Consider the following 18,534-nt stretch of genomic DNA (forward strand, 5'->3'; position numbering starts at 1 on the left):
CAAGTCGGAAAAATGAAAAGGGCGCCGCACTGGCGCCCTTTCTCGCTTTACCGACCGGCCATCGCCTTGACCTTTTTCAGATAGGTCCGCCCGATCCGCAGCTCTTCGTCATCCTCGAGCTCCGCGCACCAGACACCCAGTCCTTCGTGTTTTAGGCCGCGAATGAAATCGCGGCGCAATATGGTGGAGCGGTGAATGCGGATAAACTTCTCCGGATCGAGCTTCGCTTCGAGGCCGGCGATCGTTTGCAACAGCAGGTAGCTGGTCTCTCCGACATGGAGCCGCACATAATCGCGTTCGGCATCGATGCGGAACACTTCGTTCGCTTCGATACGCAGCAATTCGGAACGATGCGGAACCCAGAATTCGCGCAGCCAGGGATCCTCGGCATCGCTGCCGAAGGCGTCCCTTCGGCGCGCAAGGGCGCGCTCGATGGCGCGCTCCAGCCTGTCCGACGCAACCGGTTTCAACACATAGTCGATGGCTTCGAGGTCGAATGCCTCCACAGCGAAGTTTTCATGCGCGGTGACGAAGATGACCGCCGGGCCGCTATCGCTCCTTCGCGCGGCCCGTGCGACATCAAGACCGTCCATCCCGGGCATGGTCATGTCGAGCAGCAGCAGATCGGGCGTCAGCTTCTCTGCCAAGCGCAGCGCCGCTTCTCCATCGCTGGCCGTCCCGACGACGCTGAGCTGGGGGATTTCGGCGCACAGCACCTGCATCCGCTCGATCGCAAGCGGTTCGTCGTCGACGATCAGAGTGCGCAAGGGTTCGTCGGTGGTTCGATGGCTCGGACCGTTTCCCGCTGTCATGCTGCCGCCCTTTCCTTCATGCGCCGGAGTGGCAAGCGCAGATGCGTGGCGAAGCCGCGCTCTGCATGGCCGGAAACGACGGTCGCTTCATTGCCGAAGCGCGCCTGCAGCCGCTGGCGCACATTGCCAAGGCCGATACCGAATCCCGGCCGCGTATCATCCCGGTCCGCTGCTGACGCGCCATCGTCCGATACGGTGATCACAAGCCGGCCGTATTCCTCTCGCGCGGACAGGCTGATCGTCACGCGCCCGCTCGACGGTGCCACCGCATGCTTGACCGAATTTTCGATCAGGGGCTGCAGGACCATGCCGGGGACCAGCGCGTTCTCGAGCTCTGCCGGAATGTCGTATTGCGCCACCAGCCGCATCGGGAAGCGCACCGCTTCGATATCGAGATAGAGTTTCTGCAACGCGATTTCCTCGCGCAGCGGCACGTCGGCCGTCGTGTCCTCGGCAAGGCTGCGGCGATAGAACGTGCTCAGCATCTGGATCATCCGCTCCGCCGCCTGGGTCTTGCCCGTCAGGACCAGCGCGGACAGCGAATTGAGCGTGTTGAACAGGAAGTGCGGATTGACCTGGTAACGCAGGCTCTTCAGCTCCGCCGCCTTTGCCGCGCTGCGAAATTCCTGTTCGCGCCGCTCTGCCACACGCGCCTTCTCGCCGACGAGAAGCGCAAGGTAGAATGCGCACCAGGCAAGCAGCACGAAATAGCGGCTGAAGCCGATCTCGATGATCTGCGCCTGTGCACTCGGCGTCAAAAATTCGGACATACTGGCGAGTATTTCGTTTTCGCCGTCGTTCGGGTCGATTCCGCGCCGTTCCGCAAATTCGACCAGCATCTTGTCGCTGACGGCCGCCTGCGTATCGGCGAAGATCACACGATTGGCCTGTGCGCTCAGCAACGCGGCAGGCAGAGCGAAGAGCAATGCGGCAGTGATCTTGGCCCAGAGCGGTTTGGCATCGAACGGCCGAAGCACGACCCACAGCCCGATCGTGATGAGGATGGAGACGAGGATCGAGAGAATCCGCGGCCGGCTCATATCCACCAGCTGCTCCATCCCCAGCAGTTCGGCGCGCAGCGAGACGATCACCCAATAGGTCGCCCACAGGCCGATGATGGAGATCATCACCAATTTGAACGGCACGCGGGTCACGGCCTTTTCGGAAGAAGCCTGGTCCATCGCCCCGGTCTAGCCTTATCGTCGGCGTGCAGCCAGCAGCGTCGGCGGTTTCCATCGAAACCGGTATGACGCCTGTCGAAGAGCGGCTTGCGCGCAAGCGTCGCCCTAGTCGGCGAGCAGTCCTTCTTCACGTATTTTCTCGCGCCAGTGCAGCGGGGCAAGCGTGTGGACATTGTTGCCCTGCGAATCGACCGCGACGGTGACGGGCATATCCTTCACCGTGAATTCGTAGATCGCTTCCATGCCCAGATCCTCGAAAGCGACGACCTTCGCTTCCTTGATCGCGCGGGCGACCAGATAGGCCGCGCCGCCGGTCGCCATCAGATACGCAACCTTGAAGCGGCTGATCACGTCCACCGCATCGGCGCCGCGTTCCGCCTTGCCGATCATCGCCAGCAGACCGAGATCGAGCATCATTTCCGTGAATCTGTCCATCCGCGTGGCCGTGGTGGGGCCCGCGGGCCCGACGACTTCGCCCATCACCGGATCGACCGGCCCGACATAATAGATCGCGCGCCCTGCGAATTTGACCGGAAGCTCTTCGCCCCGCTCCAGCATGTCGTGGATCCGCTTATGCGCCGCATCGCGCCCCGTGAGCATAGCCCCGTTGAGCAGAAGGCGGTCGCCGTGCTTCCAGCTGGCCACCTCTTCGGGCGAGAGGTTGTCGAGATCGACGCGTTTCGCTTCTGCGTCCGGTTCCCAGTGCACGTCCGGCCATTTGTCGAGATCGGGCTGCGGAAGATAGGCCGGGCCGCTTCCGTCCAGGGTCACATGCGCATGCCGGGTGGCAGCGCAGTTCGGAATCATCGCCACCGGCTTTCCGGCCGCATGGCAGGGCCAGTCGAGGATCTTCACGTCGAGCACGGTGGACAGGCCGCCAAGTCCCTGCGCGCCGACACCTTGCGCGTTTACCGCGTCGAAAATGTCGATCCGCAGCTGCTCGATATCGCTTTGCGCCCCTCGTGCCTTCAGCTGGGCCATGTCGATCGGGTCCATCAGCGATTGCTTGGCAAGCTTCATGCAATGCTCCGCCGTGCCGCCGATGCCGATGCCGAGCATGCCCGGTGGACACCAGCCCGCGCCCATGCTCGGGATCTGCTCGACCACCCAGTCGACGATATTGTCGCTGGGATTCATCATCTTGAACTTGCTCTTATTTTCGCTGCCGCCGCCCTTGGCCGCGACATCCACTTCAACCGTGTTGCCCGGCACCATTTCAACGCTCAGCACACAGGGCGTATTGTCACGCGTGTTGCGGCGGGTGAAGGCGGGATCGGCAAGGATGGATGCGCGCAGCTTGTTTTCGGCGTGGTTGTAAGCGCGGCGCACACCTTCGTCGACGACGTCCTGCAGCGACTTTTCCGATCCGAGCCGACAATCCTGCCCCCACTTGACGAACACGTTGACGATGCCAGTGTCCTGGCAGATCGGCCGATGGCCTTCGGCGCACATGCGGCTGTTTGTCAGGATCTGCGCGATCGCATCCTTCGCCGCCGGGCCCTGCTCGACCTTGTAGGCCTCGCCTAGCGCGGTGATGTAATCCATAGGATGGTAATAGGAGATATATTGCAGCGCGTCGGCGACCGTTTCGATCAGGTCTTCCTCGCGTATCGTCGTCATACCCGCGTCGCTCATCGTGACAGGACTCCTCTTTGTCGAGAGCGCCATAGGCTTTGCCGCCGCGCCCGGTCAAAGCTATTGGCCAAGCGGCGCGGCTTGCGTAAGGACAAGGCCGCCGATTGGGCCGCCCCAGCAGGACGAAAGAATGACCGATTTGACCACCGCCGATCCGCTCGACGCCGCAGAGGCCGCCAATCGCGGGCCCGATACGCCCAGCGGCCGTGCCCGGCGCGCGATGATCGACAGCCAGTTGCGCACCAGCGGCGTAAACGAACCCTTCGTTCTTCGCCGGATGGCGCAGGTTCCGCGCGAGAATTTCGTACCCGCGGCGGGTGTCGGCACCGCCTACATGGATCGTGCAATCCGGCTGGAAGGCGGAGGCTGGCTTCCCGCGCCGGTGGTGCAGGGCAGGATGCTGGAAGAGGCCAATCCGCGCGGTGACGAGCATGCGCTCGTGGTCGATGGCGGCTCCGGTTATCTCGCCGAATTGCTGCGCCCGCTGGTGAAGGAAATGACCGTCATTTCGCCCGAGGATGCCGTCGGTTCGGGCCGCAAGGGTAAGGGCGCCGACCTGCTGGTGATAGACGGCGCGGTCGAACATGTTCCCACCGCGCTTGCCAAGCGGCTGGCGGACAACGCTCTGATCGTGACCGGAATCGTCACCGATGGCGTCACCCGCGTGGCGCGCGGTCGCAAGACGGCAGCGGGCGTTTCTCTCATTCCCGTCTTCGATACCGGCATTCCGCAGCTCCGCGCTTTCGACAAGCCGAAGGGCTGGAGCTTCTGATCATGCGCACGCGGCGGATCACGGCGGTGCTGATGGCGGGTGCATGCCTGTTCGCCGCGCCGGCATCGGCCGATACGCTGAAGGAGGCGCTGACCCGCGCCTATAACGACAATCCAACGCTGGAGGCCGCTCGGGCGCAACTTCGGGCGACCGACGAGAATGTGCCGATCCAGCGTTCGCAAGGCCTCCCTTCAGTCAATGCCAGCGGCCGGTACTCCGAATTCCTCGTTCAGAATTCCACAAGCTTCATCGCGCCGGAACGCGCGCTAAGCGCGGATATCGATCTTGGTGTCCCGATCTATCAGGGCGGCGCGGTGCGTAACGGCATCCTTGCCGCAGAAAACCGGGTCGAGGCGGGTCGCGCCGATCTTCGCGGGACGGAAAGCGCGATCTTCACCCAGGTTGTCGCCGCCTATATGGATGTCATCCTGAATGAGGCGCTCGTTTCGCTTTCGACTAACAATGTCGATGTCCTCGCCATCAATCTCGAAGCGACTAGCGACCGCTTCCAGATTGGCGATCTCACCCGTACCGATGTTGCGCAGTCCGAAAGCCGGCTCGCCATCGCGCGCGGCGATCTTCGAAGCTCTCAAGCCAATCTCGTGGCCGCGCGGGAAGAGTATATCGCCCTTGTCGGCACCCCGCCGACCGATCTCGAACCTCCGCCGCCCCTTCCCGGCCTGCCAGCGAGCCCGGATGAGGCGGTCGACGTCGCGCTTGCCAACAATCCAGACCTCATCGCCGCGAAAGAGCGGGCCGAGGCTGCGGGGTTCGACATCGAGGTTGCCGGTTCGGGCCGCTTGCCGCGAGTCAGCCTGTTCACCAATGGCGGGTATCAGAATTTCCTCGGTACGCTTGGTGCCATTCCTGGTGAAGATGCCGACCAGACTGCGACGAGCGCAACGGCCGGCGTCCAGCTCTCCGTGCCGATCTTCCAGGGTGGGCGAGTGGCCGCACAGCAACGGCAGGCGACCGCTCAGGCGCAGGCCGCATATGAACAGGTCATCGCCGTCGAGCGAAGCATCATCGCACAGGTCCGCGCCGCCTATTCCAGCTGGCGCGCAGCTAACGCCATCATCGCGTCCAGCCAGGCCGCCGTCGATGCGGCGGCGCTCAGCCTCGAAGGCGTGCGCGCGGAAAACACGGTTGGCAATCGCACAGTGCTCGACATTCTCGATGCGCAGCAGGAATTGCTCCGCGCGCAGGTCCAGCTCGTGACGGCGCGGCGCAACGCCTATGTCGCCGGTTTCAGCCTTCTCGCCTCCATGGGCCGCGCCGAAGCGCGCGATCTCGGTCTGGGGGAGGAGGGCGTGCTCTACGATCCAATCGACAATTACGAGCGTGTTCGCGGCATCATCTGGGATTGGCAGCGCGATCCCGCACCGGTGGCCACCAGCAGCCGGACCGTTGACATCCCGGCGGCTGATGGAGACATTCCAGACTCCACGACGCCAATCGAACCGATAGGGAACTGAATGCGGCAGGAAGGTGAATCCTCGGTCGAGGAAATCCTTGAATCGATCAAGCGCGTGATTGAGCGCGACAATCGCGCTGCCGCGCCATCGGCGCCTGCGATCAAGGCCGATCCGCAGGATAATTCCGAGGCCCGCGCTTTTGCGATGGATCCGGCCAGCGATGACGAAGCCGACGAAATCCTCGATCTCGGCGAAGCGGGCGCGGCGTTTGGCGAAGACGAGAGCACCGATGAAGAGACAGCCGAATCGCTGACGAATGCAGGCTCGGCCGAGGCAATGCGCCAATCGCTCGCCGCCCTTGCCATGCTTTCCGACCCCCCCGCCAAGCCGCAGATCGTACGCTCAGGCGAGACATCGCTGGAAGGCATGGTTCGGGACATGCTACGACCGATGCTTGCGCAATGGCTTGACGATCACCTGCCGGAGATGGTCGAACGGCTGGTCAAGGCCGAGATTGCCCGCATCGCCGGCAAAAAGCGCTGACGCTGACAAACTCGATTAAGGATATTGCGAAGGCCGAACGCGCGCTGGCCAAGATCGGCGGCGACGCGGTCGAGCGGCATGTGTTTATCTGTGCGGTGTCCGACAAGCAGAAGTGCTGCAAGCGCGACGTCGGCGAGAAGGCGTGGAAATATCTCAAGCGGCGGCTGAAGGAGCTCGGCCTGGTGGGGCGCGGCGGCATCCAGCGCACGAAGGCCGATTGCCTGCAGCTTTGCGAAGCGGGACCCATCGTCGTCGTCTGGCCGGACCGGGTCTGGTATCACTCCTGTACGGAGGTCGTGCTCGAGAGGATCATTCAGGAACACTTGATCGGCGGGATGCCGGTAGCGAACTACCAGCTGCATCCGCCCGCCTAATCCCGCTTGTCCTCGTCCAGACTGTCGAGCGAATTGTCGACTGCCTCGTCATGTCCCGTCCCGCTCGACAGGAATACCAGTCCCATGAGCGCGCTCATCAGCAGCATCGAGAACCCGATCCCCAGGGCCGTCGCAATGAAGAAGTGCGGCGACACTTCATCGGCCCCATTATAGATGATCGTCATCGCGATGATCACCACACCGAGCGTAATCGCGAACATGAAGCGCATGATGCGCCGATAGCGCGCCCAGGCGAAAGCGGCATTTTCAGGATCTTCGAGGGGTGAGCGACCGGGCATTCCCCCGCTCATGGACCTGTGCGGCTGGTCTGGCAATGTTATGGGTTTGCCGGACCGGGTCTTTTAGTGGCACACTCGCGCAAAGAGGAGTTAGATCACCATGTCCGTCGCCCAGATCATTCAGGATCGCGATCCCACGATCGTGTCATGCACGCCCGAACAAAGCGTGGAGATTGCGGCCAAGCTGCTCGCCGAAAAACGCATCGGCGCCCTGCCCGTTCTCGATGGTGACAAAGTTGCCGGAATATTTTCCGAGCGGGATCTGCTGTATTGCATCGCGCAGGAAGGCGAGGCGGTTCTGCACCGGGCCATCGGCGAAGTGATGACCTCGCCCGCGATTACGATCACCGCGGATGTCGATGTGCTGGCGGCGCTGTCCATGATGACGAAACGCCGGATCCGGCATCTGCCGGTGGTGGATGGCGATCGCATGATCGGCTTCGTTTCCATCGGCGATCTTGTGAAATACCGCATGGATCGCATCGAATCCGAAGCGCAGCAAATGCGCGATTATATCACCACGGCTTGAGCGCGGGCCGCGCGCGCCTACATTCAGAAGATGGACAGCACGATGCAACTCAGTCCCGCTGCGGCAAAGCGCGTGGCGATGATCGCCCGGAAGCAGGGCAAGCCGGCCGTCCTTCGGCTTTCGGTTGAGGGCGGCGGCTGCTCGGGCTTCCAGTACAAATTCGATCTCGATGAACCCGATGGCGAGGACAGCGTCAGCGAGACCGATGGGGTGAGGCTCGTTGTCGATCCGGTAAGCCTCGATCTGGTCGCTGGCAGCGTGGTCGATTTCGTCGAATCGCTCGGCGGCGCGGCGTTCCGCGTGGAAAATCCGAATGCCGCGGCAGGCTGCGGTTGCGGTTCCAGCTTCGGCATCTAATGCTGCGGCGATGAAAATCGCCAGCTTCAACATTAACGGCATCAAGGCGCGCCTGCCGCGCCTCAAGGAATGGCTCTCGGAAACGCGGCCGTCCGTCGCCTGCCTGCAGGAAATCAAAACGCAGGACGAAGGCTTTCCGGCAAGCGAATTCGAAGAGATCGGCTATCATGCCGCGTGGCACGGACAGAAAAGCTTCAACGGCGTCGCGATCCTCACCGATGGCGAGGCGCCCCAAGACGTGTCGAAGGGCCTGCCGGGCGATCAGGAGGATGAGCAGGCACGCTTCATCGAATGCACATATCGCGGCGTACGGGTGGTGAACCTCTATTTGCCCAACGGCAATCCGCACCCCGGGCCCAAATTCGACTACAAACTTGCCTGGATGGAACGGCTGCGGGCGCGCATGCAGGAATTGCTGGCAAGCGAGCAACCCGCTGTCGTGGTCGGTGACTTCAATGTCATCCCCCACGATCGCGATGTCTGGTCCGTCTGCGCAATGGCAAATGATGCGCTCATGCAGCCGGAATCGCGCGATGCCTATTTCCGCTTGCTCGGCGATGGCTGGACCGACGCGATCGATACGCTCAATCCGCGGGGCGGTGTTTGGACCTTCTGGGATTACCAGGCGGGCGCCTGGCAACGCGATCACGGATTCCGCATCGACCACTTGCTGCTGTCGCCGGAAACCGCCGACCGGCTCGCCGCCGCCGGTGTCGACAAGGAATATCGCGGGCGCGAAAAGGCGAGCGATCACGCGCCTGTCTGGGTGGAATTGCGATCCTGATGCAAAAAGGGCTCCGGCGCTGCGCCGAAGCCCTCTTGGATCGTATCTCGACCACCGAACTTACCGATAGAATATATGATTTCGAATCGTCGCGCGAGCGATCATGCGGCGCGCCCAGCGTGGGCGGACATAGGTCGCATGGAAGTACAGCGCGTCGTCCACAGGGCTCTCCCACAGGTCGCGATGAGCAATGCGTGCAATCGCCTTTGCGCGCTGCCAGGCGGCGGACCCGCGATTGGGTTGCGGAATGCGGCCACCGCGAACGAAGGAGAATTGCGAGCGCTGGGTGACCACCGAGCAGTAATCGTCCGGGAAGGTGTTGCTCTCCGCACGATTCACCACGACGGTCGCGACGGCGAGCTGACCATCAAGCGGCTCGCCGCGTGCCTCGAAATAGACGGCCTGCGCCAGACACATCACTTCGCGCGAGAGCTCGCCACTCGTATCGATTTCGCCAACGAGTTCGCGCAGTGTCGACGCATCTGCCGCATCGACCGTTTCGGCTTCGGGCTCGATTTTTTCGGGAATGTCCTGCACCACTTCGCTGGCAACGAACCGAACTTGCGGATCGGCGGCGTTCTGAGGTGCTTCACTTTCACTCTGCGCCATTTCGGACGAATAGAGGGATTCCGCCCTATCCTGGGCGATGGCTCCGCTGCTGGCCGCGGAGAAAGAGCCTGCGATAAGTATCGAGCCGCAGGCGAACGCCCCGACCCGCGTTTTCGTAATCTTCATCGATCCCGTTACTCACGGCGGTGAGCGATCGTGCAGGTCTGCGGTCGCGGCTCAATCGTGTCCGTCTGTTTACCGCTGTCCGTCCCAATGGACCTGGCGATCGGCCCCCCGACTGCGCGCCATCCTGCGCCGCCGCATTGCGGCGCGGAACAACATACGCTGATTTCGGAAAGTCGCTGGCCAGATAGTCGCAGGTGAAACTTTGTCAATCCGTGGGTGGCGTCAGGCCGATGAACCGTTCGGCATTCGCGATATCGAGCTCGACGATCCAGAGGTCGGCATCCTGCTGTCCGCGACGCTCGCAGTAGTCGGAGAATTCTCTTGGACTTTCAGTGTCTTCTTCACGCAACATCATCCAGCCCCTCGTGCCGTCGAGTTGCGGCATTCTTTCATAGGCGCGCATCTTTGTGCCATTTTCACCACAGATTATCATCAATGTTCCGGCCTGCTCGTCGCCCTTGGAGAGCACCGTGGCAAAGCCGCCTTCGGCCTGAACGGAGCGGATCAGGCCGCTCACTTCGAGCTTTGCGGGGATCCTGTCATCCATCGCGTGAGACGGACTGCTCGTAGCCGGCGAGGCCGGACAGCGCGATGTGGGACCGCATGAAAGTGCCGGTGCCCCGCCCGATCTCCTCGCCATCGGCATCCATCAGATTGGATTCGGCGATGAACACCCGCCTCTTGCCGCTGATCCAGCGCCCCTCCGCAATCACCGTGCCGCGGCGAAGCGGCTTGGTAAAATGGAGGTTGAACCCGGTCGTCAGTAGGAAGCGATCCGACACCAACGAGTTGGCCGCGTAGAACGCCGCGTCGTCGAGCATCTTGAAGTAAAGCGTGCCATGGGTGGCACCGGCGGCGTGAAAATACCGTTCATCGGTCTCGAACGTGATGCGAGCGTGACCCGGCGCGAGGATGTCGAGCTGCGATGCAAACAGCGCATTGACGGGCGCCGCGGCGTAAAGGTTTTCGAGCGCGCGAAAATGCGCGGCCTCGCCGCCTGCCGGGCCGTGCGAGCGCTCAGGCGGCGTCACGATCCGTCACATTGGTCAGCAGGGCGAAAAGCGCTTCGCCATCCGGCGCATCGATGAGCGCTTCGTGCATCCGCTCGTCCCGCACCAGCCGGGACACCGCAGCGAGCGCATGCAGATGCGCTGCGCCGCAATTCTCCGGCGAAAGCAGGCCCACGACGAGATCGACAGGCAGGCCGTCTGCGGCCTCGAAATCGACCGGCTTGTCGAGCTTGAGCATGGCGACGACCGGTCGGTGAATTCCCATAACGCGAGCATGCGGAATGGCGACCCCGCGACCGAAACCGGTGCTGCCCAGTTTCTCACGTTCTTGCAGACCGTCGCGCACGGCGACACGATCGAGGTCGTAGGATTCTGCAAACAAGTCCGAGATATCGTCCAGGATCGCTTCTTTAAAAGCCGCCCGCGATATCGCCACAGCTTCCGGCTTCAACGCGTAAATCGAATTCATCTCTTGTCACATCGTCTGGCCGCACGGCTCCCGGCGACACCTGGTCACCGATCCGCACGGACGGTTTGAAGTCTGATAATCGCTTCGCCGCACCCCCTGCGGCCCTGCAATCAGGACGGTTCGACCCACCCGATCGATCCATCGTCGCGGCGATACACCATATTATGCCGCCCGCTTCCAGCGTTTTTGAAAAACAGGGCGTTGGTGTGCCGCAGATCGAGCAACATGACGGCATCGGACACGCTGACTTCAGGGATGTCTATGCGGGTTTCCGCGATGACCGGCGGGGCATCGTCATTCGCCTCGACTTCGGAGTCCGGCTCTTCGCCTGCGAAGATCGTGTAGGCAGCCTCCTCTTCCCTCGCGGCGTGCTGGGATTGCTCGTGCCGGTCCTTCAGTCGGCGCTTGTACCGCCGCAGCTGCTTTTCGATCTTGTCCGCAGCCTGGTCGAAAGCGACATGAGCATCTTGCGCCTGCCCATGGCTTTTCAGGATCAATCCGTGATTCACGTGCAGCACGATATCGGCTGCGAACGCGCTGGCCGGTGCCTTGCCGAACGTCACGGATGAAGAAATCGCGCGGCTGAAATGCTTGTCGACAATGGTGCTAAGCCTGTCGGATGCATGTTCCTGCAAGGCTGCGCCGGTTTCGACCTGATGGCCAGACACGCGAATATCCATGGGCGGTAACTCCTTCCCTTATCGTTCTCTCCAGCTTCATGTGGTGAGCCGCGCTCACGTCGTCCAGAGTGGAGATTCCAACGATTCCAGAAAGGCCGCATGCCGCGCAAGCTCTTCCGCACTTGCGGCATGCGGACGCGGAGCGCGGTACTCGCCGATCTGCGGGCGAAACACGGTCTCAACCTGCTGTTTTTCGCCGACGTTCTCACTGGCGAGCTCAAGACCGATCTGCCGACCGCCCGTCAGCTCGACATACACCTGTGCGAGCAATTCCGCGTCGAGCAGCGCGCCGTGCAGCACTCGATGCGACCGATCGACTCCGTAGCGCGAGCACAGCGCGTCGAGCGAATGCTTCGCACCAGGATGGCGCCGCCGGGCAATCGCCAGCGTATCGACCATGCGCTCGTCGCCGATCGTCAGCTGCTCGCAAATGGTCAGTTCGCTGTTGAGGAAGCCGAAATCGAATTGCGCATTATGTGCGACTAGTGGGGAGTCGCCGAGAAATTCCAGCAAGTCGGCGACGCTGTCCCGGAAAAGGGGCTTGTCGGACAGAAAGCTCGCGGAGAGACCGTGCACCTTTTCGGCTTCCGCAGGCATGTCGCGTTCTGGATTGTAATAGGCGTGGAATGTGCGCCCGGTCGCAACGCGATTGACCATCTCGATGCAGCCGATTTCAACCATGCGGTCACCGGTAGCGGGGTCGAGGCCGGTCGTTTCGGTATCGAAGATGATTTCGCGCATGGGTTTACTATCGCGCAGTCGACATCACCGGCGCAAGTCGTCGGTGATCTTGTCCACCAGCCTTGCGACCTGTGCTCGTGTCTCTTCAAGAGACACGCCGGTGTCGATGATGTGATCGGCAAGGCCGCGTTTCTCGGCATCGGGCACTTGCAGCGCCAGAATATCGGCGAGTTTTTCCTCGGTCATGCCCCGCCGTGCGAGGGCGCGGGCGCGCTGTTCCTTCGCGGATGCGGATACGACGACAATGGCATCGACATATGTATCTCCGCCCTTTTCGAACAGAAGCGGAATGTCGAACACGACGAGCGGGTGCAAATGGTTTTCCACCAGGAATTCGGTACGTGCCTGCGCGACGATCGGGTGAACGATTTCTTCGAGCCGGGCGAGAGCATCGCGGTTGCCGAAAACCAACGCGCCCAGCGCATCACGGTCGACGCCGTCCGGTCCCGTCGTGCCGGGAAAGGCTGCTTCGATATCGGGCAGAAGCGCGCCGTGCGGACCCTGCATCCTGCGCACCTCCGCATCGGCATCGAATACCGGGACACCAAGTTCGGCAAACATCTGTGCGGCCGTGCTTTTCCCCATCGCGATGGATCCGGTGAGGCCGAGAATGAAGGGCCGTTCGCTCATCGCGTGAGAATTTCGCGCAACTCAAGATCGCCATCCGCCCTTGGCGGCGGCTGACCGAAAAACCGCTCGAAGGCGATGGCGGCCTGGCCGATGAGCATGGAGAGGCCATCGATGGTTGCGAAGCCAGCAGCCTTCGCCGCCTTGAGCAGTGGGGTTTCGCGCGGATCGGTGACGATGTCGTAAACGATGCTGCCGGGCGGGGCATGGCTGAGATCAAAGTGTAGCGGAGGCTGACCGGCCATGCCGAGCGGGCTCGCGTTCACTACCAGATCGAGGCAGCCTTCGCGGTCGTCGAAGGCGAAATCGGTGGGTTTTGCGAAGTGATCGAGCGGCGCGACATGGTGCTCTCCGTCGGAGTCGATGGCGGACAGGAGATGGGCGGCCTTTTCCACGTCTCTCCCGATGACGACCAGAGTGAAGCCATTCTCGGCGAGTGCAGCGGCGATGGCCCGGGCCGCACCGCCGGTCCCGATGATCCGCGCCATGCGGAAATAATGCTGCGCTTCCAGCATGTCGGACAGCGGCTCCAGGAATCCTTCGACGTCGGTATTCGTCCCGATCAACGCGCCATTGTGTCGGCGAGTGACGGTGTTGGTGGCGCCGACCAGCTCGGCACCGATCTCCAGCCGGTCGAGCAGCGGGATGATCGCCTGTTTGTGCGGCATGGTGACATTGCAGCCACGCCAATTGGGATCATCTCGGCGGCTCGCGATGTAAGCCGCAAGGCGATCGGGTGTGACATATAGGGCATGGTAATCGGCATCGATGCCAAGCTTTTGCAGCCAGTAATTGTGGATCAGCGGCGATTTCGAATGCGCGATGGGATCCCCGATCACCTCGGCGTAAATGCTCATCGCGGCAACTCGCCGAAATCGCGCAGCGCGCCGAGCACGGCAAGAAGCGGCATGCCGAGCACGGTGAAATGGCTGCCCTCGATCCGCTCGAAGAGCTGTATGCCGCGCGCCTCGATCCGGAAAACCCCGACGCAGTAGGACACTTCGGGCCATTCCGCGTCGAGATAGGCGGCAATGAAATCCCCGGAAAGCTCTCTAACCTGCAAGCGCGCCACATCACCGTGCCGCCACGCCGTTTCGCCACCGTGGGCGATGGCGGCAGCGGCGTGCAATTCCATCGTCCGGTCGGAGAAGAAGCGCAGGTGCTCCGCCGCCTCCGTGCGGCTGCGCGGCTTGTCGAAGCGGCGGCCATCGACGACGACGAGCGAGTCGCTTCCGAGAACCGGGCGTTTTTCGTTCTTGATCGCCAGCGCCTTCGCCTCCGCCAGAGCGAGAGCGATCTCAGCGGGCTCCGCACTTTCGAGCCGCGCTTCTATCGCTCGCTCGTCCAGATTGGCCGGGCGCGCTTCGAAAGCGACACCCGCATCGCGCAGCATGGCCTGGCGCGAGGCGGATTTCGATGCGAGCACGATGCTCATATCGGTTTGGCACCGAAACGCGGCTCGTCCGTCTCCGCCTCGCGCTCCTGATGCAAGCGGATGACCGCCGCTGCGGTCTCCTCGATGGAGCGGCGCGTCACGTCGATCACCGGCCAGCCATTGTCGGCGAACATGCGACGGGCGAAAGCGACTTCCTTCTTCACTCGCTCCTGATCGACATAGGATGTCTCGGTATTCTCGTTCAGCGAAAGGAGTCGGTTGCGGCGGATCTGGATGAGCCGGTCGGGCGCAGTGGTCAGGCCGACGACCATCGGTTTGCGCAGGCGGAACAGGCTGTCGGGTGGCGGGCTTTCCACCACCAGTGGGATGTTGGCCGTCTTGTAGCCGCGATTGGCGAGGTAGATGGCGGTCGGCGTCTTCGACGTGCGCGACACACCCGCCAGCACTATGTCGGCCTCTTCCCAATTGTCCCAGCCGATCCCGTCATCATGGGCGATGGTGAATTGGATGGCGTCGACGCGCGCGAAATAGGCCTCGTCCATCCGGTGCTGGCGTCCGGGACGGCCCTTGGCTTCCTGGTCGAGCCTTTCTTCCAGCGCCTCGGTCACCGTTTCCAGCGCGTCGGCATATTTGATACCGATTGCGCGGCACCGTTCCTCCAGCCCTTCGCGAATATCCTCATTCACCAGCGTGTAGAGGACGAGGCCGGGATTGGCCTTGAACTCTTCCATGATCCTGTCGAGATGCTGGCGCGAGCGGACCATCGGCCAGAAATGGCGCACCACGTCCTTGTCATCGAATTGCGCGAGCGCCGCCTTGGCGATCATCTCGAGCGTTTCGCCGGTGGAATCCGACAGGAGGTGGAGGTGCAGTCTGGCCATGTGGAGAACCCGGCGCATAAACCACGGGAGCGATTGGCGGACAAGTCGGGGACGGAATTTCGCCCCCGCTACCAGCCGATTCGCCCGCAGCGCCATCTCTCCTAATGGGATTCTATGCGCAGGCTGTGTGTAGCGTGGAGAAGCTTTTCTTGACGCGGCAAAGCAACGAGTCGATGCCGCCGCAAACGGCTTTCGGCGGAAAAGGATTCCGGTGATTGTGGCTTTTCCCCGCAATTCACAGGGCCAACAGACAACAAGAATCTTATCTAAATATATTATATTATTGATTGGACCACTTCTCGATGGCCGGACATCTTCTTGAAAACCTGCGCGGGACGCGAACCGAAAAGCGTCCGGTCTGGCTGATGCGTCAGGCGGGGCGCTACCTCCCCGAATATCGCGAATTGAGGGCGGAGAAAGGCGGCTTTCTTGAGCTGGTCTATGACAGCGAGGCGGCGGCCGAAGTTACGCTGCAGCCTATTCGCCGTTTCGGTTTCGATGGCGCAATCCTGTTTTCCGATATTCTCATCGTGCCGCATGCGTTGGGGCAGGATCTGTGGTTCGAAGCGGGCGAGGGGCCGCGACTGGCCCCGCCATTGGTCGATGGCGCCTGGCAGAAGCTGGAAAAGGCCTTCCATCATTTTGCGCCTGTCTGGAAGACGGTCGAGCTTACCAAGGCGAAGCTCGATGACGATGTCACCATGCTCGGCTTCATCGGCTCTCCGTGGACGGTGGCGACGTACATGGTCGGCGGGCAGGGATCGAAGGATCAGGGGGCGGCGCGCGCACTGGCCTGGCGCGATCCCGAAGCGTTTCAGTCCTTGATCGATGCGATCGAGGCGGCGAGCCTTCAATATCTCATCGGTCAGATCGATGCAGGCGCGGAAGCGGTGCAGCTTTTCGACAGCTGGGCCGGATCGCTCAGCCCGTCGCAATTCGAGCGTTGGGTGATCGCGCCGAACGCGCGGCTCGCCGCAGCCATCCACGAAAAGCGCCCCGGCATTCCGGTGATCGGCTTTCCGAAAGGGGCGGGCGCGAAGCTTCCGGCCTATGCGCGGGAGACGGGCGTCGATGCGCTCGGCGTCGATGAGACGCAGGACCCGGCCTGGGTCGCATCGCATATACCTCCTCAGATGCCCGTACAGGGCAATCTGGACCCGATGCTGCTGCTTGCGGGGGGTGAGCCCCTCGACGCCGAGATCGAGCGCATATGCGCCGTTTTCGAGGGCAGGCCGCATATCTTCAATCTGGGCCACGGGATCGACAAGCACACGCCGATCCCCCATGTCGAGCGCCTGCTGCAAAAGCTGCGCGGTTGAGGGGTGACGAAGCCGCGCGGCAATCCTAGATACGCGCCATGCAGGACATTCTCGCCATGATCTATTTCTGGCTCAAGGCCGGGCACATCATTTTCGTGATCTTCTGGATGGCGGGGCTTTTCATGCTGCCGCGCCTGTTCGTCTATCACCAGGAAGCGCCCGAAGGATCGGAAGAAGCCGCGCGGTTCGTCGATCGTGAAAGAAAGCTTCTCAAGATCATCCTGCTGCCCTCTATCATCGTGGTCTGGATTCTCGGCCTCGCGCTCACCATGTCCATCGGCGCGTGGACGCAAGGCTGGTTCCACGCCAAGCTGCTCTTCGTGCTGCTGCTGTCGGGCTATCACGGCTATCTTGCAGGCTATGCGAAGAAGCTGGCGCGCGGGGAGCGCAGACTGTCCGGCAAGCAATTGCGATTGCTGAACGAAGTGCCCGGTGTTGCCGTGGCGATCATCGTCATCCTCGCCATCGTCAAACCTTTCTGACGCGCGATCGGACGCACCGCCTTGCGGTGAGTCGAGCGCGATCGCCGCAAAGGTGAATTGACCGCGATTGCCCGCGGGCATATTGCGGTGCCCACCCCGGCGTTTAGGGCGCGAGTCAGTCGCGTCCGGGTCTGCTTTCTCCAAGCCCGTACTGGCCTGCCGGCGTCCCAGAATAACGGAAATTTATTTATGCATTTCAAAGATTTAAAACAGCGGTCGCCGGTCGAACTGGTCGCAATGGCCGAAGATTACGACATCGAAGGTGCCAGCACGATGCGCCGACAGGACCTCATGTTCGCGATCCTCAAGGAAGTCGCGGAAGAGGGTGAGGAAATCCTCGGCATCGGAACGATCGAGGTGCTGCAGGATGGCTTCGGCTTCCTGCGCTCGCCCGAGGCGAATTATCTTGCCGGACCGGACGATATCTATGTCTCGCCCAACCAGGTCCGCAAATGGGGCCTGCGCACTGGCGATACGGTCGAAGGTGAAATCCGCGCCCCCAGGGATGGCGAGCGCTATTTCGCGCTGACCAAGCTGAAGGAAGTCAATTACGAAGACCCCGAAGCTGTCCGCCACCGCACCAATTTCGACAATCTCACGCCGCTTTACCCCGACAGCCGCCTGAATCTCGATACGAAGGATCCGACAGTAAAGGACAAGTCGGCCCGCGTGATCGATCTCATCTCGCCGCAGGGCAAGGGCCAGCGCGCGCTGATCGTCGCGCCGCCGCGCACCGGTAAGACGGTGCTGCTGCAGAACATGGCCAAGGCCATCACCGACAACCACCCCGAGGTTTTCCTGCTGGTCCTGCTCGTTGACGAGCGGCCGGAGGAAGTCACCGACATGCAGCGCAGCGTGAAGGGCGAGGTTATCTCCTCGACCTTCGACGAGCCTGCCAGCCGCCACGTCCAGGTCGCCGAAATGGTGATCGAGAAAGCGAAACGCCTGGTCGAGCACAAGAAGGACGTCGTCATCCTGCTCGATTCGATCACGCGCCTCGGCCGTGCCTACAACACCGTCGTTCCGAGCTCGGGCAAGGTGCTGACGGGCGGTGTCGATGCCAACGCATTGCAGCGGCCCAAGCGTTTCTTCGGCGCAGCGCGCAATATCGAGGAAGGCGGCTCGCTTTCCATCATCGCCACAGCGCTGATCGACACGGGCAGCCGCATGGACGAGGTCATCTTCGAAGAGTTCAAGGGCACCGGCAACAGCGAAATCGTGCTCGACCGCAAGGTGGCCGACAAGCGCATCTTCCCGGCGCTCGATGTCGGCAAGTCCGGCACCCGCAAGGAAGAGCTTCTGGTGGACAAGGAACAGCTTTCCAAGATGTGGGTGCTGCGCCGTATCCTGATGCAGATGGGCACGGTCGACTCGATGGAATTCCTGCTCGACAAGATGAAGGATTCCAAGACCAACGAGGATTTCTTCGCGACGATGAACCAGTAGGGTTCGGGCGAGGGCCATGTCGGCCAGCGAGGAGGGGGTGGCGCATA

The 18,534-nt window shown here is 62.1% G+C and carries 24 protein-coding genes; 10 read left to right on the forward strand and 14 right to left on the reverse strand.

Annotated features, from left to right (window positions below; genetic code table 11):
• Nucleotides 1-47 precede the first annotated feature (47 nt).
• From D6201_RS09455 to D6201_RS09465, 3 genes are all read right to left on the reverse strand, one after another.
• Complete coding sequence (locus D6201_RS09455; protein ID WP_120048565.1) at nucleotides 48-812, reverse strand: LytR/AlgR family response regulator transcription factor; 765 nt, start codon at nucleotides 810-812, stop codon at nucleotides 48-50.
• A complete protein-coding gene (locus tag D6201_RS09460) occupies nucleotides 809-1,993 on the reverse strand; it encodes a sensor histidine kinase (RefSeq protein WP_120048566.1) in 1,185 nt (394 codons plus the stop codon). Before D6201_RS09460 ends, D6201_RS09455 begins: the two co-directional genes overlap by 4 nt.
• 105 nt (nucleotides 1,994-2,098) lie before the next feature.
• On the reverse strand, nucleotides 2,099-3,613 hold the full coding sequence (locus tag D6201_RS09465; protein WP_120049325.1) for a fumarate hydratase: 1,515 nt from the start codon (nucleotides 3,611-3,613) through the stop codon (nucleotides 2,099-2,101).
• A gap of 145 nt (nucleotides 3,614-3,758) precedes the next feature.
• On the opposite strand from D6201_RS09465, the gene D6201_RS09470 reads away from it, so the two are divergent.
• The 4 genes from D6201_RS09470 (at nucleotide 3,759) to D6201_RS09485 (ending at nucleotide 6,732) form a co-directional block, all read left to right on the forward strand.
• Entirely contained in the window at nucleotides 3,759-4,400 is a 642-nt protein-coding gene (locus D6201_RS09470; protein WP_242447501.1) for a protein-L-isoaspartate O-methyltransferase family protein, read from the forward strand.
• Nucleotides 4,401-4,402: 2 nt separating this feature from the next.
• Nucleotides 4,403-5,875: a TolC family outer membrane protein gene (locus tag D6201_RS09475; RefSeq protein ID WP_120048567.1), complete on the forward strand. Its 1,473-nt coding sequence runs from the start codon at nucleotides 4,403-4,405 to the stop codon at nucleotides 5,873-5,875.
• Nucleotides 5,876-6,358 carry a DUF2497 domain-containing protein gene (locus tag D6201_RS09480; protein WP_120048568.1) on the forward strand — a complete coding sequence of 161 codons (483 nt, stop codon included), beginning with the start codon at nucleotides 5,876-5,878 and terminating at the stop codon, nucleotides 6,356-6,358.
• A gap of 80 nt (nucleotides 6,359-6,438) precedes the next feature.
• A complete protein-coding gene (locus tag D6201_RS09485) occupies nucleotides 6,439-6,732 on the forward strand; it encodes a (2Fe-2S) ferredoxin domain-containing protein (RefSeq protein WP_422664701.1) in 294 nt (97 codons plus the stop codon).
• On the opposite strand, the gene D6201_RS09490 is transcribed toward D6201_RS09485, so the two are convergent.
• Nucleotides 6,729-7,031 carry a hypothetical protein gene (locus D6201_RS09490; RefSeq protein WP_120048570.1) on the reverse strand — a complete coding sequence of 101 codons (303 nt, stop codon included), beginning with the start codon at nucleotides 7,029-7,031 and terminating at the stop codon, nucleotides 6,729-6,731. The two genes, D6201_RS09485 and D6201_RS09490, sit on opposite strands and share 4 nt — an antisense overlap.
• A 100-nt stretch (nucleotides 7,032-7,131) precedes the next feature.
• On the opposite strand from D6201_RS09490, the gene D6201_RS09495 reads away from it, so the two are divergent.
• From D6201_RS09495 to xth, 3 genes are read left to right on the forward strand one after another with little or no spacing between them, the layout of a single operon-like run.
• On the forward strand, nucleotides 7,132-7,560 hold the full coding sequence (locus tag D6201_RS09495; RefSeq protein WP_120048571.1) for a CBS domain-containing protein: 429 nt from the start codon (nucleotides 7,132-7,134) through the stop codon (nucleotides 7,558-7,560).
• Between the two features lie 42 nt (nucleotides 7,561-7,602).
• A complete protein-coding gene (locus tag D6201_RS09500) occupies nucleotides 7,603-7,917 on the forward strand; it encodes a HesB/IscA family protein (protein WP_422664702.1) in 315 nt (104 codons plus the stop codon).
• A 10-nt stretch (nucleotides 7,918-7,927) separates the two neighbouring features.
• Entirely contained in the window at nucleotides 7,928-8,701 is a 774-nt protein-coding gene (xth, locus tag D6201_RS09505; RefSeq protein WP_120048573.1) for an exodeoxyribonuclease III, read from the forward strand.
• Nucleotides 8,702-8,761: 60 nt separating this feature from the next.
• On the opposite strand, the gene D6201_RS09510 is transcribed toward xth, so the two are convergent.
• The 10 genes from D6201_RS09510 to D6201_RS09555 all read right to left on the reverse strand — a co-directional run bounded on the left by D6201_RS09510 (nucleotide 8,762) and on the right by D6201_RS09555 (nucleotide 15,240).
• Complete coding sequence (locus D6201_RS09510; protein ID WP_242447502.1) at nucleotides 8,762-9,436, reverse strand: cell wall hydrolase; 675 nt, start codon at nucleotides 9,434-9,436, stop codon at nucleotides 8,762-8,764.
• Nucleotides 9,437-9,641: 205 nt separating this feature from the next.
• Nucleotides 9,642-9,983 (reverse strand): DUF1491 family protein, encoded by a 342-nt coding sequence (locus D6201_RS09515; RefSeq protein ID WP_120048574.1) that lies wholly within the window; start codon nucleotides 9,981-9,983, stop codon nucleotides 9,642-9,644.
• Entirely contained in the window at nucleotides 9,976-10,467 is a 492-nt protein-coding gene (locus D6201_RS09520) for a PaaI family thioesterase (protein WP_120048575.1), read from the reverse strand. Before D6201_RS09520 ends, D6201_RS09515 begins: the two co-directional genes overlap by 8 nt.
• Nucleotides 10,454-10,915 (reverse strand): PTS sugar transporter subunit IIA, encoded by a 462-nt coding sequence (locus D6201_RS09525; RefSeq protein WP_120048576.1) that lies wholly within the window; start codon nucleotides 10,913-10,915, stop codon nucleotides 10,454-10,456. Before D6201_RS09525 ends, D6201_RS09520 begins: the two co-directional genes overlap by 14 nt.
• Before the next feature lie 110 nt (nucleotides 10,916-11,025).
• Nucleotides 11,026-11,595, reverse strand: a complete 570-nt coding sequence (hpf, locus tag D6201_RS09530; protein ID WP_120048577.1) for a ribosome hibernation-promoting factor, HPF/YfiA family — start codon at nucleotides 11,593-11,595, stop codon at nucleotides 11,026-11,028.
• A gap of 54 nt (nucleotides 11,596-11,649) precedes the next feature.
• Nucleotides 11,650-12,336: a DNA polymerase III subunit epsilon gene (gene dnaQ / locus D6201_RS09535; RefSeq protein ID WP_120048578.1), complete on the reverse strand. Its 687-nt coding sequence runs from the start codon at nucleotides 12,334-12,336 to the stop codon at nucleotides 11,650-11,652.
• Nucleotides 12,337-12,360: 24 nt separating this feature from the next.
• Entirely contained in the window at nucleotides 12,361-12,966 is a 606-nt protein-coding gene (gene coaE / locus D6201_RS09540; protein WP_120048579.1) for a dephospho-CoA kinase, read from the reverse strand.
• Nucleotides 12,963-13,820 carry a shikimate dehydrogenase gene (gene aroE / locus D6201_RS09545; RefSeq protein ID WP_120048580.1) on the reverse strand — a complete coding sequence of 286 codons (858 nt, stop codon included), beginning with the start codon at nucleotides 13,818-13,820 and terminating at the stop codon, nucleotides 12,963-12,965. The genes coaE and aroE overlap by 4 nt, the downstream gene beginning before the upstream one ends.
• Nucleotides 13,817-14,398 carry a Maf family protein gene (locus D6201_RS09550; RefSeq protein ID WP_120048581.1) on the reverse strand — a complete coding sequence of 194 codons (582 nt, stop codon included), beginning with the start codon at nucleotides 14,396-14,398 and terminating at the stop codon, nucleotides 13,817-13,819. Before D6201_RS09550 ends, aroE begins: the two co-directional genes overlap by 4 nt.
• Nucleotides 14,395-15,240, reverse strand: a complete 846-nt coding sequence (locus tag D6201_RS09555) for a pyruvate, water dikinase regulatory protein (RefSeq protein ID WP_120048582.1) — start codon at nucleotides 15,238-15,240, stop codon at nucleotides 14,395-14,397. The genes D6201_RS09550 and D6201_RS09555 overlap by 4 nt, the downstream gene beginning before the upstream one ends.
• A 302-nt stretch (nucleotides 15,241-15,542) precedes the next feature.
• Here D6201_RS09555 and hemE point away from each other — a divergent pair, with 302 nt between their 5' ends.
• The 3 genes from hemE to rho all read left to right on the forward strand — a co-directional run bounded on the left by hemE (nucleotide 15,543) and on the right by rho (nucleotide 18,487).
• Nucleotides 15,543-16,559, forward strand: coding sequence for a uroporphyrinogen decarboxylase (hemE, locus tag D6201_RS09560; protein WP_120048583.1), 1,017 nt, complete (start codon nucleotides 15,543-15,545; stop codon nucleotides 16,557-16,559).
• Between the two features lie 38 nt (nucleotides 16,560-16,597).
• On the forward strand, nucleotides 16,598-17,041 hold the full coding sequence (gene hemJ / locus D6201_RS09565; protein WP_120048584.1) for a protoporphyrinogen oxidase HemJ: 444 nt from the start codon (nucleotides 16,598-16,600) through the stop codon (nucleotides 17,039-17,041).
• Nucleotides 17,042-17,230: 189 nt separating this feature from the next.
• The gene (gene rho, locus D6201_RS09570; protein WP_120048585.1) at nucleotides 17,231-18,487 is read left to right on the forward strand and encodes a transcription termination factor Rho; all 1,257 of its coding nucleotides are present in this window, start codon (nucleotides 17,231-17,233) and stop codon (nucleotides 18,485-18,487) included.
• Nucleotides 18,488-18,534 lie beyond the last annotated feature (47 nt).

It is taken from the genome of Aurantiacibacter aquimixticola (genome assembly GCF_003605475.1).
Classification (GTDB): Bacteria; Pseudomonadota; Alphaproteobacteria; order Sphingomonadales; family Sphingomonadaceae; genus Alteraurantiacibacter; species Alteraurantiacibacter aquimixticola_B.